Consider the following 14,115-nt stretch of genomic DNA (forward strand, 5'->3'; position numbering starts at 1 on the left):
AAACTTCAACTTGCCAGATTTCAAACCGGAGGCAGACCCTTGGCTTTTTCCTGGAACGATCCCTTTCTTCTCGAAGAGCAGCTGACCGACGAGGAGCGGATGATCCGTGACGCTGCTGCCGCCTTCGCCAAGGCCGAACTCCTGCCGCGCGTTCAGGAAGCCTATCTCGACGAGACGACCGACAAGGGCCTCTTCAAGCTGATGGGCCAGACCGGGCTGCTCGGCGTGACCCTGCCGGAAGAATACGGCGCTGCCAACGCTTCCTACGTCGCCTACGGCCTCGTCGCCCGCGAGATCGAACGTATCGACAGCGGCTACCGCTCGATGATGAGCGTCCAGTCCTCGCTGGTCATCTATCCGATCTTCGCCTATGGCTCCGATGAGCAGAAGCAAAAGTATCTGCCGGGCCTCGTCTCCGGCGAACTGATCGGCTGTTTCGGCCTGACCGAGCCGGATGCCGGCTCCGATCCGGGCGGCATGAAGACCCGCGCCGAAAAGATCGAAGGCGGTTACCGCCTGCGCGGCTCGAAGATGTGGATTTCCAACGCGCCGATCGCCGACGTCTTCGTCGTCTGGGCGAAATCGGAAGCCCATAACAACGAGATCCGCGGCTTCGTGCTCGAAAAGGGCATGAAGGGCCTGTCGGCCCCGAAGATCGGCGGCAAGCTGTCGCTGCGCGCCTCGATCACCGGCGAGATCGTCATGGACAGCGTCGAGGTCGGCGAGGATGCGATCCTGCCGAACGTTTCGGGCCTCAAGGGTCCCTTCGGCTGCCTCAACCGCGCCCGCTACGGCATTTCCTGGGGCGTCATGGGCGCCGCCGAAGACTGCTGGTTCCGCGCCCGCCAGTACGGTCTTGACCGCAAGCAGTTCGGCAAGCCGCTCGCCGGCATGCAGCTCTACCAGAAAAAGCTCGCCGACATGCAGACCGAAATCACCCTCGGCCTGCAGGCTTCGCTTCGCGTCGGCCAGCTGATGGATCAGCACAAGATGGCCCCGGAAATGATCTCCATCGTCAAGCGCAACAATTGCGGCAAGGCGCTGGATATCGCGAGGCAAGCCCGCGACATGCACGGCGGCAACGGCATCCAGATCGAGTACCACGTCATGCGCCATTCGCAGAACCTGGAAACGGTCAACACCTACGAAGGCACACACGACGTCCACGCACTGATCCTCGGCCGCGCGCAGACGGGTATTCAGGCGTTTTTCTAAAGAGCGTTTCGCCCTTTCGACAAACCGGCCCGGCCGCTTTCCAGCGCGCCGGGCCTTCCTATTTCCGCGTTTCGGCCAAACCAGCGATCGTGGATTTAGGCGCTCGCGTCCAGGGTGACGAGAAGTTCATCCAGCTGCCCGAACTGTTCGGGCATCGCGCCTTCCATGCCGGCACAAGACTCGTCGGCCGCTTCCTTGGAAGGATAAAGTTCATGCAGGACCAACAGCGTCCTGCCGTCCTCCTCCTCCTCGAAGCTGACCGTGGTGACGGAGCCGTTTTCGCTTTCGTCATTGGTCCAGACGAGGCGCGAGGGCGGCGACACTTCGAGATATTTTCCGAAGAAGGTCATGGAGTTTGCGGCGTCATGTCCGAACGTGACGCTATAGCCCCTTCCGGCGCGGACATCCATCTCGCAGGCGAGAAGCGGGACGCCGCTGGACTTGGGCGCCCACCACAGCTTGAACAATTCGGGCTTGGTCCATGCATCGAACACGAGGCGAACCGGGGCGTTGAAGCTGCGCGTCACGACGAGTTCGCGCTCGGATCTCCGTACGACCGCCGTGCGGCCATTGCTCACGTTTTCGTCCATTGGTTGCCTCCCCTAGCCACGCCGAGCAGCTTCGATTGCCGCAACGTCGATCTTCTTCATGGTCATCATCGCCTCGAAGGCACGTTTCGCCTCGCCGCCGCCGGCCGCCATCGCCTCCATGAGGACGCGCGGCGTGATCTGCCAGGAGATACCCCATTTATCCTTACACCAGCCGCATTCGCTTTCCTGACCGCCGTTGCCGACGATGGCGTTCCAGTAGCGATCGGTCTCTTCCTGGTCCTCGGTCGAAATCTGGAAGGAAAACGCTTCGTTGTGCTTGAAGGTCGGGCCGCCGTTCAGGCCGATGCATGCCACTCCGGCAACGGTGAATTCCACCACCAGCACATCTCCTTGCTTGCCGTCCGGGTAATCGCCGGGCGCGCGCATTACGGCGCCGACCGCGCTGTCCGGAAAAGTCTCGGCATAGAAGCGGGCAGCCTCTTCGGCGTCCTTGTCGAACCATAGGCAGATCGTGTTCTTCGCCATTGCATTTCTCCCTTTTCAATCCTGGTTGCGCGGTCGCCGATGGCGACCATATCTTAAAGACGCAGGTGCTTTCGCTAATCCGACATCCAGCCGAAAAAAGTTACGTCCACTCACCAACAGTGCCGTTTTTCGTCATTGGAGAAATTCCCGCCTTCGGTGTATCAGTGAAACGCTGCCGTGATCGGCGGCGAGGAAATGAAACAAAGGTCGTTTTGAAGAATGCACGCCATGGAGAATGCGGCGGAAGGGGCCGGTGGCGGTTTCAATGTCGGCGAGCGTCTTTGTCTGGTGCGCAAGCAGCACGGCCTGTCGCAGCGGGCGCTGGCGGTCAAGGCGGGCGTCACCCATTCCCTCGTCTCATTGATCGAGAAGAACAAGGTGAGCCCCTCGGTCGCCTCGCTGAAGAAGATCCTCGAAGCAATCAACTACCCGCTGACCGACTTTTTCGCGCTGACGCTACCGCCGGTCGACCAGGTGTTCTACCGCGCCGATGAACTGACGCCGCTTTCGACCGGCGCTCTGACGCTGCTGCAGGTCGGCGACGCCAAATCCCACAGCGTCCAGATTTTCCACGAGTTCTACGAGCCCGGCGCCGATACCGGCGAAGCCATGCTGCAACACGAGGCGGAGGAAGGCGGCGTCGTGGTCGCCGGCGAGCTTGAACTCACCGTCGGCAGCCAGACGCGCATCCTGAAGAAAGGCGATGCCTTCCTGTTCGACAGCCGCCTGCCGCATCGGTATCGCAATGTCGGAAATGAGCGCTGCGAGGTAGTAAGCGCCGTAACACCACCCTATCTTTAATCGCAGCGCACCAAAGATTTCATCCTGCGCATCTGAATATTGATTGTTCCTGTCAATTATTTTAGGTCAGATCAACACACCTCATCTCCTCCCCGCGCCGCCTCCCCGGCCATTTCCAGCGATTAGAACGAAAGTGGACACCATGCATAGCTATCCCGACGTCAAGCTTTTCATCAACGGCGAATGGCGCGATGCCATTGGCGGCGAAACCATCGATGTTTCCGATCCCGCGACAGAAGAAGTGATCGGGAAAATAGCTCATGCCCGCAAGGCGGACCTGGACCTGGCGCTGGAAGCCGCCGAAAAGGGTTTCAGGATCTGGCGCGACACCTCGCCCTTCGACCGCTCGAAGCTGATGCGCAAGGCCGCCGACCTGCTGCGCCAGCGCGTCGACCAGATCGCCTATTACATGACCCGCGAACAGGGCAAGCCGCTCGCCCAGTCGAAGATGGAAGTCATGGGCGCCGCCGACACGATCGACTGGTTCGCCGAAGAAGCCCGCCGCACCTATGGCCAGATCATCCCGGCCCGCATGAGCGGCGTCTCGCAGATGGCGATCAAGCTGCCGGTCGGCCCGGTCGCCGCCTTCACGCCCTGGAATTTCCCGCTCAACCAGGTGGTTCGCAAGCTCTCCGCAGCCCTTGCGACCGGTTGCTCGATCATCGTCAAGGCGCCTGAGGAAACGCCCGCTTCGCCGGCCGAACTGATCCGCGCCTTCATCGACGCCGGTGTGCCTGCAGGCGTCGTCAACCTCGTCTACGGCATTCCGGCCGAGATTTCCGAATACCTGATCCCGCATCCGGTCATCCGCAAGATCTCGTTCACCGGCTCCACACCGATCGGCAAGCATCTGGCCGCCCTTGCCGGCAAGCACATGAAGCGCGCCACCATGGAACTCGGCGGCCATGCGCCGGTGATGATCTTCGACGATGCCGATCTCGAAAAGGCGATCGAAGTCACCGCGATGTCGAAATTCCGCAACGCCGGCCAGGTCTGCGTCGCCCCGACCCGCTTCCTCGTTCAGGACGGCATCGCCGACAAGTTCACCGCCGGCTTCGTCAAGGCGGCCCAGGCGATCAAGGTCGGCAACGGCCTGGAAGACGGCGTGACCATGGGGCCGCTCGCCAACGAGCGCCGCATCCCGGCGATGGAAGCGCTGATCCAGGACGCCATCACCCATGGCGGCGAGCTGAAGACTGGCGGCCACCGCATCGGCAACAAGGGCCACTTCTTCGAGCCGACGGTGCTCTCCGAAGTACCGACCTCGGCCAAGATCATGAACGACGAGCCCTTCGGCCCGATCGCCATCATCAACCGCTTCTCGCACTACGACGATGCGATCGCCGAGGCCAACCGCCTGCCCTTCGGCCTCGCCTCCTACGCCTTCACCGGCTCGGTCAAGACCGCGCATGCGCTGAGCCGCCAGGTGGAAGCCGGCATGCTGACCATCAACCACAACGGCCTTGCGCTGCCGGAAGTACCGTTCGGCGGCATCAAGGACAGCGGCTACGGCACGGAAGGCGGCTCGGAAGCCACCGAAGCCTATCTCGAAACCCGCTTCGTCAGCCAGATGAGCTGACTGACGGCTTTTTAGAACCGAGTTCTCGACGCCGGTCGGTGCCCCCGCACCGGCCGGCGTTTTCTTTTGCCCTTGCCGGTGTCACCCGAGTCAAATACCAAAACAAACAGTGAACATCGGATAAAGCGCCATGGCCGAGACTGAAGCAGCACCGCTCCTGAAGGAAATCTTCAACCGTGATCGCCTCCGGCATTTTGCGGCAGAGACCAAGGCCATCCATCCCGGCTTCGATGGGGAGAGATTTCTAGCGCTGACTTCAGCCGGTCTCGACGATCTGAGCATCATGCAGCGCCTGCGTCAGATCGCCATCGCCTACCATGCGGTCCTGCCCGGCGGGTTTGAAAAGAATATCGACATCCTGCGGGCGCTGGCGCCCCGCATCAACCACGGCTTCGCCTCCATCGTGCTGCCGGAATATGTGGCGCTCCACGGCCATGACCATTTCGACCTGTCGATGGATGCGCTCGCCTTCTTCACCCGCTTCGGCTCGTCGGAATTCGCCATCCGGCATTTTCTCCTGAAGGACCTCGTCCGGACGCTGAACGTGATGGAGCGCTGGTCGCGGGACGACAACGAGCACGTGCGCCGGCTTTCGAGCGAAGGCTGCCGGCCGCGCCTGCCCTGGTCCTTCCAGCTGAAGGACCTGATTGCCGACCCCTCGCCTGTCGCTCCGATCCTCGAAAACCTGAGAAGCGACCCGAGCCTTTACGTGCGCAAGTCGGTGGCCAACCATCTGAACGACATTACCAAGGACCACCCCGCCTGGGTGTTCGACAGGATCACCGACTGGCCGAAGGACGACCCGCGCACCGCCTGGATCATCAAACAGGCGCTGCGCACGCTGATCAAGAAGGGCGACGCCCGGGCGCTCCACGTCTTCGGCGCCGGTCACAAGGCAGAGGTGAAGATCGAGAGTTTCGCGGTGACACCATCGTCGTTGAAACTCGGCGGCGCGGTGAAGATATCGGCCAGGCTCGTATCGTCAGCGTCCGCACCGCAGAAGCTCGTCATCGACTACGCGGTCCACTACGTCAAGAAGGCCGGCGGCACCTCGAAGAAGGTCTTCAAGTGGAAGGAGATCACGCTGGGTGCCGGCGAGATTTGCGAACTCACGATCAGCCGCGCCATCCGCGACTTCACCACCCGCGTGCATTATGCAGGGCGGCATCCGGTCGAGCTGATCGTCAATGGCGAGGTGCTGGCGGAGGGTGCGTTCGAGCTTCTGGCTTGAGCCCTTTCGGCCAAGTTTGCAGGCGCTGCCCCCTCACCCCGCCTCCGCTTCGCTCGGCGGACCTCTCCCCGAGGGGAGAGGATGAACGGGAGCGTCAGCGCCTTTTCCCTCTTCGGTAGAGAAGGAGCCAGAGACAGTGCCTCATAACCTCTTCTCCCCAGCGGGGAGAAGGTGGCCCGAAGGGTCGGATGAGGGGGCGAGGCTGGCGCAGACCTATATTGCTAGAATCTCTTCCTGGCAAAGTGACCCAAAGAGAACCGCCTAGACCGCAAACACCTTCGCCCTGCGCAACGTCACGAAGCCGCCGTCGCCGGCCCTCAGTGCGCGCTCCGGCTCGACGTCGAATTCCAGCTGTTCGCCGGTCTCTGTGGTCGCCAGCACCCGCCGCCCGTCCGGGCGGTCGAGCACGCGGGTGATGCTGGCCGGAATGCCAGGCCCCTGCGCGGACCAGTCGAGATCGGCGGGGCGGGCATAGAGTTCCGCCTTGCCGTCCGCCATGCCGGAAACGTCGATCGCCGCACCGCTTGCATAAGCCTTGCCGTCGCGCACTTCCGCGGCGAGCACGTTGGCGTCGCCCAGGAACTTCATCACGAAGGCGGATTGCGGATTGCGGCAGACCTCTTCCGCCGTACCCTGCTGGACGATATGGCCGTCTTTCAGGATGACGACGCGGTCCGCGAGATCCAGCGCCTCCTCCTGGTCGTGGGTGACGAAGATCGTGGTGATGCCGAGCTCGCGGTGGATCTCGCGCAGCCAGCGGCGCAGGTCATGGCGCACGTTGGCGTCGAGCGCGCCGAACGGCTCGTCGAGCAGCAGCACCTTGGGATCGACCGACAGCGCCCGGGCCAGCGCCACGCGCTGCCGCTGACCGCCGGAAATCTGCGCCGGGAACCGGTCGCCGAGACCTTCGAGGCGCACCAATCTCAGCAGCTCTACGACGCGCGCCTCGATCGCCGCCTTCTCGCGCTTCACCTTCGAGACCTTCATGCCGAAGGCGATGTTTTCCGCCACCGTCATATGCGGAAACAGCGCGTAATGCTGGAAGACGAAACCGACGCCGCGGTCGCGCACCGGAATGTCGGTGGCGTCCTGGTCGCCGAAATAGATGTGGCCGCCATCGGCATATTCGAGGCCCGCGACCATGCGCAGGATGGTCGTCTTGCCGGAACCGGAAGGGCCGAGCAGCGCGACGAGTTCGCCGCTTTCGATCTCCAGCGAGACATCCCGCACGGCGCGAAAGGTCTCGAAGGTCTTGACGACGTTTTCGAGGCGGATTTTCATTGGGTTTTCTCCGCGGGATTGGTGACCAGAGTCGGGCGACGGGCGCGACCGGCTCCCTGGCGCTCCAGCGCCACCTTGGCGATGATGGTGAAGACGGCGATGAGCGCCAGGATAGAGGCCGCGGCAAAGGCGCCGGCCGCCTGGTAGTCGTGATAGAGCAGCTCGATATGCAGCGGCAGCGTATTGGTCTGGCCGCGGATATTGCCCGAAACGACCGAGACCGCGCCGAACTCACCCATGACGCGGGCGTTGCAGAGCACGACGCCGTAGAGCAGCGCCCATTTGATGTTCGGCAGCGTCACCGAGAAGAAGGTGCGCCAGCCGGACGCGCCGAGCGAGGTGGCGGCTTCCTCAAGATCGCGGCCCTGCGCCTGCATCAGCGGGATCAGCTCGCGGGCGACGAAGGGGGCGGTGACGAACATCGAGGCGAGGATGATCCCGGGGATCGCGAACAGAATCTTGAGCCCGTATTCGTCCAGCGCCGGACCGAAGACGCCCTGCAAACCATAAACGAAGAGATAGGCGACACCCGCGACGATCGGCGAGACCGAAAACGGGATTTCGATGACGACCAGCAGGAAACGCCTGCCCCAGAAATCGAACTTGGTGATCGACCAGGCGGCTGCAATACCGAAAGCCGTGTTGACCGGCACGGCGACAATCGCCGGAAACACCGTGAGCCCGATCGCATGCAGCGTATCCGGATGAATGATCGTGTCGCGATAGACAAACCACCCCTTCGAAAAGGCCTCGACGCCGATGACCACCAGCGGCGCGACGATCAGCAGGGCGACGATCACCAGAACGATGCCGATCAGCATTCGGCGGAAGAGCGGCTGGTCGCCGACGCGCGGCGGCTTTCTGCCTGTACGGGTCGCGCCCATGGTCACCCCCTCACCGTGTAACGAAGCGCCCGCGACTGCATCCAGTTGGTGAGCGCGAGCATGACGAAGGCCGCAATCAGCAGCACCGAGGCGACGGCGGCGGCGGCCTGGTAGTCGTATTCCTCCAGCCGGATGAAGACGAGAAGAGCGGTGATCTCCGTCGACATCGGCTGGTTGCCGGCGATGAAGATGATCGCGCCGAACTCACCGAGCGAGCGGGCGAAAGAGAGCGACACGCCGGCGAGCAACGCCGGGGTCAGAAGCGGCAGGATGACCTTGCGGAAAATCTGCCAGTCCGAGCCGCCAAGCGACTGCGCCGCCTCTTCCAGCGCAGGATCCAGATCCTCCAGCACCGGCTGCACGGTGCGCACGATGAACGGCAGCGAGGTGAAGCACATCGCGATCATGATGCCGAGCGGCGTATAGGCGACCTTGATGCCGAGTTCGGCAAGGATGGAACCGAACCAGCCGTTGGTGGTGAAAAGCGCCGTCAGGGCAATGCCGGCCACCGCCGTCGGCAGCGCGAAGGGCAGATCGACCATGGCATCGACGATCCGCCAGCCCGGGAACCGATAGCGCGTCAGCACCCAGGCGAGCGCCAGGCCGAAGAACAGGTTGAAGACAGTGGCGCCGAGCGCCGAAAGCACGGTGACGCGATAGCTCGCGAGCGCCCGGGACGAGGAGACGATCCGCCAGTAATCCTCCGGGCCGAGGCTCGCGGCCTTGAAGACCAGAGCTGCCAGGGGCAGGACCACGATCAGCCCGACATAAAACAGCGTCACCCCCAGCGACAGGCGTAACCCGGGCAGGACATTGCGTCTCAAGCGGTCGATTCCTCTTTGCACGGCAAAGCCCGGCGAACTTTCGTTCGCCGGGCGAGGCTTGGTTGAAGTCCAGTCTGCGCTTAGCGGCTGCCGTACAGCTTGTCGAGAGTGCCGCCGGAGGCGAAGTGGTCCTTCTGGATCTTGTCCCAACCGCCGAAGACGTCGTCGACCTTGACGAGGCGGATCGCCGGGAACTGATCCTTGAACTCGCCGGCGACCTTTTCGTTCTGGACACGATGGCCGAACTGGGCAGCGATCCGCTGGCCTTCTTCCGTGTAGAGGAAGTCGAGATAGGACTTCGCGAGGGCTTCCGTGCCGTGCTTCTTGGCAACCTTCTCGACCACCGCAACCGGGAATTCGGCGAGCAGGCTGACCGACGGGATGACGCTCTCGACCTTGTCGGCGCCGTACTGCTTGACGATGCCGCGGGTCTCGGCCTCGAAGGTGATCAGCACGTCGCCGGTTTCGCGCTCGACGAAGGTGGTGGTGGAGGCGCGGCCGCCGGTATCGAAGACCGGCACATTGTCGAAGATCTTGGTGATATAGGCATCGATCTTCTCTTCGTCGCCCTTATAGGCTTCCTTGGCCCAGGCGTAGGCGGCGAGATAGGTGTAGCGGGCGTTGCCCGAGGTCTTCGGGTTCGGGAACACGGCATGCACATCGGCGCGGGCCAGATCGCCCCAGTCCTTGATGTTCTTGGGATTGCCGGCGCGCACCAGGAACGACGGGAAGGAATAGAAGGGCGAGGCATTGTTCGGGAATGCCTTGGTCCAGTCCTTGGCCACGAAGCCTTGTCTGGCGAGGAAATCGATGTCGGTCGACTGGTTGAAGGTCACGACGTCGGCTTCAAGGCCTTCGGCGATCGAACGGGCCTGCTTCGAGGTGCCTGCATGCGACTGGTCGACGGCGACGCCCGGATGCCTCTTGATGAAGGCCTCGTTCTCGGCGACGAACAGCTCGCGCGAAACGTCGTAGGAGGCATTGAGCAGTTTCGTCGGCGACTGGGCCAGCGCAGGAGTAACAAAAAGCGCGGCCAAGGGAGCAATAAGGGCGGTGCCGAGGATCAGGAGGCGGTTCATGCAAGTCTCCGGTGTTCGATGGTGACGATGAAACTACCGGTATGTCCATCAAACCGCGAGAAACCCCGCACCCTGCTTTGCGAGCACCTTAGAAATTTTGTCCATTTTTCGCCATGTTGGCGGAGCTTTTCGCTCAAGCTCCAGAGAAGCGCTCCCACCGTCGAAGGAGGAAGCGCCATCTAAGCCACCGCAACTCGATTACGGATACCTCACGCGACACTGCGCGACGGTTCCATCTCGTGGATGACCTTGGTGATTTCCGAACGGAACTCCGGCGTATCCTGATGACCGTGTACGGTAATGGCGTGCTGTACCGCAGCGTTGACGAGTTCGTCCATGCTGTCGGCCGAGATGGCTACGGTGCATTTCATCTCGCTCGGAAACTCGCGGCAATCGATAAATTTGCGTCCCATGCTGACCTCCATCCCAAGTCCTGACATCGATCTGCCAGGAAGACACGGATTTTACTCTCTTTGCCCGCAGGAAACATACGCCAAAGGGTCTATCCACGCAGCTTCCAAGACACGGGCGCTCCCACTCAACCGTTCCTGCCGGCCTTCTCGCGCAGCATCTGGATGATGGCGGAAAAATCGTTCGCGCCGTGCCCGGTCCTTTCAAACTCGGCATAAAGCTCGGCCGCGTGGGCACCGAGCGGCGTGGCTGCGCCAGACTGTCTTGCGGCCTCCTGCGACAGCGTCAGGTCCTTCAACATCAGCGCTGCGGCGAAACCTGGCCTGTAGTCGTTATTCGCCGGCGAGGTGGGCACCGGACCCGGCACCGGGCAATAGGTGGTGAGCGACCAGCACTGGCCTGACGAGGTGGAGGCGACGTCGAACAGCGCCTGATGCGAAAGGCCGAGCTTTTCCGCCAGCCCGAATGCCTCGCAGACGCCGATCATCGAGATGCCCAATATCATATTGTTGCAGATTTTTGCCGCCTGGCCCGCGCCGGCGTCGCCGCAATGGACGATCTTCTTGCCCATCGCCTCGAGGATCGGCTTGCCCAGGGCGAACGCCTTTTCCGAACCGCCGACCATGAAGGTGAGCGTGCCGGCCACAGCCCCGCCGGTGCCGCCGGAGACGGGTGCATCGAGCGAGATGCAGTTCATGACATCCGCCAGTTCATGCGCCTTGCGGGCGCTTTCCACGTCGATGGTCGAGCAGTCGATGACGAGAGTGCCCTCGGGGATGAGCGTGGTGATATCGGTCCACACGGCCGTGACGTGCTGCCCCTTCGGCAGCATGGTGATGACACATTCCGCATCGCGCACCGCCTCCGCCAGCGCATCGGCAGCCATCACGCCCGTCTCGGCGGCCGCCTTCACCGACGCTTCCGACAGATCGAATCCGCGCACCTCATGACCGGCTTTCACGAGATTGGCAGCCATCGGCCCGCCCATATTGCCAAGGCCCACGAAAGCGATCTTGGTCATGTCTTCCTCCCGTCTTTCTTGTCTTAAAGCCTGTGATCCGGAAACAGCACCGGATGCCGCGCAGCGAAATAGCGGTCGAGATCCGTATCCCCGACCTCCTCCAGCGTTGCCGGAGACCATTTCGGGTTGCGATCCTTGTCGATGATCGCGGCGCGCACGCCCTCGTAGAAATCGTGGTTGCGCAGGATTTCGGCGCCGGCGGTAAATTCCCGCTCCAGGCATTCGACCAGGCTCGAACTTTCGCGGCCGCGCCGGATGAGCCGAAGCGCGAGCTTGAGGCTGGTCGGCGAGCGCTTGGCGATGATGTCGCGCGTCCTGATGGAGAATTCATCATCCTCTCTATTCAGGGCTTCCACAACCTCCTCGACCGTATCGAAGCGAAAAACCCGGTCGATCAGGTCGCGATGGGCCTCAAGCTGGCTTTCGCCCGGCGTAACGGCGAGACGATCGATCACCGCCCTCACCTGCTCGTCGGATGCGCCGCCTTTCAGTTCTCCCAGCGCCTCGACAAGCGGGCCGAGCCGCTCCGAGGGCACGTTGACATCGGCAAGGTTGGTATAGATGGCGTCCGCCGCGCCGATCACCTCGCCAGTCAACCCCATCCAGGTTCCGGTCTCGCCGGGCGCGCGGGGAAGCAGCCAGGTGGCGCCGACATCGGGCACGTAGCCGATGCCGGTCTCGGGCATGGCAAGACGGGTGCGCTCCGTGACGATCCGGTGTTTTCCGTGCGAGGCGACGCCGACGCCGCCGCCCATGACGATGCCGTCCATCAGCGCCACATACGGCTTTTCGTAGCGGGAGATCATATAGTTGACGGGGAATTCCTCACGCCAGAACCGCGTGACGTCAGGATCGTCCGACTTGCCGCTTTCGTAGATGACCCGGATATCTCCTCCGGCGCAAAGACCGCGCTCTCCCTCGCCTTTCAGGATGACACAGGAGATGTCCGGATCGCGCGCAAACCGCTCCAGCGCCTGCTTCATCGCCCGCACCATGGCGAAGTTCAGGCTGTTCAGCGCCCTCGGCCGGTTGAGCCGGATGACGGCGGCCGAACCGATACGGTCGATGAGGACTTCGTCGCTCTGGGCAGGTGTGTCGGGCATGCGTTTCTCCGGTCTACCGATTGTCCGCCAGGATCATCTCGGCCGCCTTTTCGGCGATCATGATCGTCGGCGAATTGGTGTTGCCGGAGACTATATTGGGCATGATCGAGGCATCGGCGATACGCAGCCTTCCGACTGCGCGCATTTTCAGGCGGGGATCGACGACGCTGTCCGGATCGGATCCCATACGCGCGGTGCCGACCGGGTGGAAGATCGTCGTACCGATGTCGCCGGCCGCCTTTTCGAGGTCCGCATCGGTCTCGCAGGAGGGGCCGGGCCTGTATTCCTCCGGATGATAGCGCGCAAACGCCGGTTTTTTGACGATCTCGCGGGTGATCCGGATCGACTTGACGGCGACGTCGCGGTCGGCGGCGGTCGACAGGTAGTTCGGATGGATGCCCGGTGCCGCGGCGAAATCCGGGCTTTTCAGATGCACGGACCCACGGCTCTCGGGACGAAGATTGCACACGCTCGCGGTCATTGCCGGGAACGAGTGGACCGGTTCGCCGAACTTGTCGAGCGACACGGGCTGGACGTGATATTCGAGATCCGGCGTCTCCTTGTCCGGCCCGGATTTGGTGAAGATGCCGAGCTGGCTCGGCGCCATCGACATCGGCCCGGAGCGCCGGAAGGCGTATTCCAGGCCGATCGAGGCCTTGCCGATCAGGCTCGACGCCTTTTCGTTGAGGGTCGGAACGCCGGTCACCTTGTAGACGAGGCGGAGCTGCAGGTGGTCCTGCAGGTTCTCCCCGACAGCCTTGACCTCCTTGACCACCTCGACACCGGCATTGGCGAGCACATCGCCGCGGCCGATGCCGGAGAGCTCGAGGATATGCGGCGTGCCGATCGCGCCGGCGCTGAGCACGGTTTCGCGTTTCGCATAGGCCTTCTTCGCCACCCCATCGTGCTGGAACTCTACACCCTTCACCTCGCCGTTTTCGATGATCAGCTTCCGAACATGCGCCTTGGTAAGCACCGTGAGGTTCGGCCGCTTCATCGCCGGGCGCAGGAAGGCCTTGGACGTGTTCCAGCGGATGCCGGAGCGCTGGTTGACGTCGAAATAGCTTGAGCCTTCGTTGTTGCCACGATTGAAGTCGTCGACGATCGGAATACCGGCCTCTTCGGCGGCCTTCTGGAAACTGTCGAGCACGGCCCAGCGCACCCGCGACTTCTCGATGCGCCATTCGCCGCCTGCGCCGTGCATGTCATCGGCGCCCTTGTAGAAATCCTGGCTCTTCCTGAAGATAGGCAGGACATCGTCCCAGCCCCAGCCGGTGCAGCCCATCTGCCGCCACATGTCGTAGTCGTAAGCCTGGCCGCGCATGTAGATCATGCCGTTGATCGAAGAGCAGCCGCCGAGGATCTTTCCACGCGGATAGGAGAGCGAACGGCCGTTCAGCCCCTCTTCCTTCTCGGTGGTAAAACACCAGTCCGTGCGCGGATTGTTGATACAGTAGAGGTAACCGACAGGAATATGCACCCAATGATAATTGTCGTTGCCGCCCGCTTCGAGGATCAGTACGCGGTTGCCCGGGTCCTTCGATAACCGATTGGCCAATACGCAGCCCGCGCTGCCCGCCCCGATGACAATGTAGTCGTAATTTTCCATG

14 protein-coding genes are annotated in these 14,115 nt (G+C 62.6%); 4 read left to right on the forward strand and 10 right to left on the reverse strand.

Annotated elements, in window-relative coordinates; genetic code table 11:
- Positions 1-99: 99 nt before the first annotated feature.
- A complete protein-coding gene (locus tag LZK81_RS17410; protein ID WP_233956600.1) occupies positions 100-1,215 on the forward strand; it encodes an acyl-CoA dehydrogenase in 1,116 nt (371 codons plus the stop codon).
- A 95-nt stretch (positions 1,216-1,310) separates the two neighbouring features.
- Here LZK81_RS17410 and LZK81_RS17415 read toward each other — a convergent pair whose 3' ends face one another.
- Complete coding sequence (locus LZK81_RS17415) at positions 1,311-1,805, reverse strand: SRPBCC family protein (RefSeq protein ID WP_046604420.1); 495 nt, start codon at positions 1,803-1,805, stop codon at positions 1,311-1,313.
- 12 nt (positions 1,806-1,817) lie between these two features.
- Entirely contained in the window at positions 1,818-2,291 is a 474-nt protein-coding gene (locus tag LZK81_RS17420; RefSeq protein WP_046604419.1) for a VOC family protein, read from the reverse strand.
- A gap of 228 nt (positions 2,292-2,519) precedes the next feature.
- On the opposite strand from LZK81_RS17420, the gene LZK81_RS17425 reads away from it, so the two are divergent.
- The 3 genes from LZK81_RS17425 (at position 2,520) to LZK81_RS17435 (ending at position 5,902) form a co-directional block, all read left to right on the forward strand.
- Positions 2,520-3,092 (forward strand): cupin domain-containing protein, encoded by a 573-nt coding sequence (locus tag LZK81_RS17425; RefSeq protein ID WP_370649317.1) that lies wholly within the window; start codon positions 2,520-2,522, stop codon positions 3,090-3,092.
- A gap of 142 nt (positions 3,093-3,234) precedes the next feature.
- The gene (locus LZK81_RS17430; RefSeq protein ID WP_038549634.1) at positions 3,235-4,671 is read left to right on the forward strand and encodes an NAD-dependent succinate-semialdehyde dehydrogenase; all 1,437 of its coding nucleotides are present in this window, start codon (positions 3,235-3,237) and stop codon (positions 4,669-4,671) included.
- A gap of 130 nt (positions 4,672-4,801) precedes the next feature.
- Positions 4,802-5,902, forward strand: a complete 1,101-nt coding sequence (locus tag LZK81_RS17435) for a DNA alkylation repair protein (RefSeq protein ID WP_233954055.1) — start codon at positions 4,802-4,804, stop codon at positions 5,900-5,902.
- A 261-nt stretch (positions 5,903-6,163) separates the two neighbouring features.
- Here the strand turns inward: LZK81_RS17435 and LZK81_RS17440 are convergent, their stop codons facing one another.
- From LZK81_RS17440 to LZK81_RS17475, 8 genes are all read right to left on the reverse strand, one after another.
- A complete protein-coding gene (locus LZK81_RS17440) occupies positions 6,164-7,183 on the reverse strand; it encodes a sulfate/molybdate ABC transporter ATP-binding protein (protein WP_233954056.1) in 1,020 nt (339 codons plus the stop codon).
- Positions 7,180-8,067, reverse strand: a complete 888-nt coding sequence (cysW, locus tag LZK81_RS17445; protein WP_233954057.1) for a sulfate ABC transporter permease subunit CysW — start codon at positions 8,065-8,067, stop codon at positions 7,180-7,182. Before cysW ends, LZK81_RS17440 begins: the two co-directional genes overlap by 4 nt.
- 2 nt (positions 8,068-8,069) lie before the next feature.
- Positions 8,070-8,891 carry a sulfate ABC transporter permease subunit CysT gene (cysT, locus tag LZK81_RS17450; protein ID WP_233954058.1) on the reverse strand — a complete coding sequence of 274 codons (822 nt, stop codon included), beginning with the start codon at positions 8,889-8,891 and terminating at the stop codon, positions 8,070-8,072.
- An 80-nt stretch (positions 8,892-8,971) separates the two neighbouring features.
- Complete coding sequence (locus LZK81_RS17455) at positions 8,972-9,970, reverse strand: sulfate ABC transporter substrate-binding protein (RefSeq protein WP_233954059.1); 999 nt, start codon at positions 9,968-9,970, stop codon at positions 8,972-8,974.
- Positions 9,971-10,179: 209 nt separating this feature from the next.
- Entirely contained in the window at positions 10,180-10,383 is a 204-nt protein-coding gene (locus LZK81_RS17460) for a DUF1059 domain-containing protein (protein ID WP_046604630.1), read from the reverse strand.
- Positions 10,384-10,508: 125 nt separating this feature from the next.
- A complete protein-coding gene (gene mmsB / locus LZK81_RS17465; RefSeq protein ID WP_233954060.1) occupies positions 10,509-11,402 on the reverse strand; it encodes a 3-hydroxyisobutyrate dehydrogenase in 894 nt (297 codons plus the stop codon).
- A gap of 23 nt (positions 11,403-11,425) precedes the next feature.
- The gene (locus LZK81_RS17470) at positions 11,426-12,505 is read right to left on the reverse strand and encodes an enoyl-CoA hydratase/isomerase family protein (RefSeq protein ID WP_233954061.1); all 1,080 of its coding nucleotides are present in this window, start codon (positions 12,503-12,505) and stop codon (positions 11,426-11,428) included.
- A gap of 13 nt (positions 12,506-12,518) precedes the next feature.
- Positions 12,519-14,114, reverse strand: a complete 1,596-nt coding sequence (locus LZK81_RS17475) for a GMC family oxidoreductase (RefSeq protein WP_233954062.1) — start codon at positions 14,112-14,114, stop codon at positions 12,519-12,521.
- Position 14,115 lies beyond the last annotated feature (1 nt).

It is taken from the genome of Neorhizobium galegae, from assembly GCF_021391675.1.
GTDB lineage: Bacteria > Pseudomonadota > Alphaproteobacteria > Rhizobiales > Rhizobiaceae > Neorhizobium > Neorhizobium galegae_B.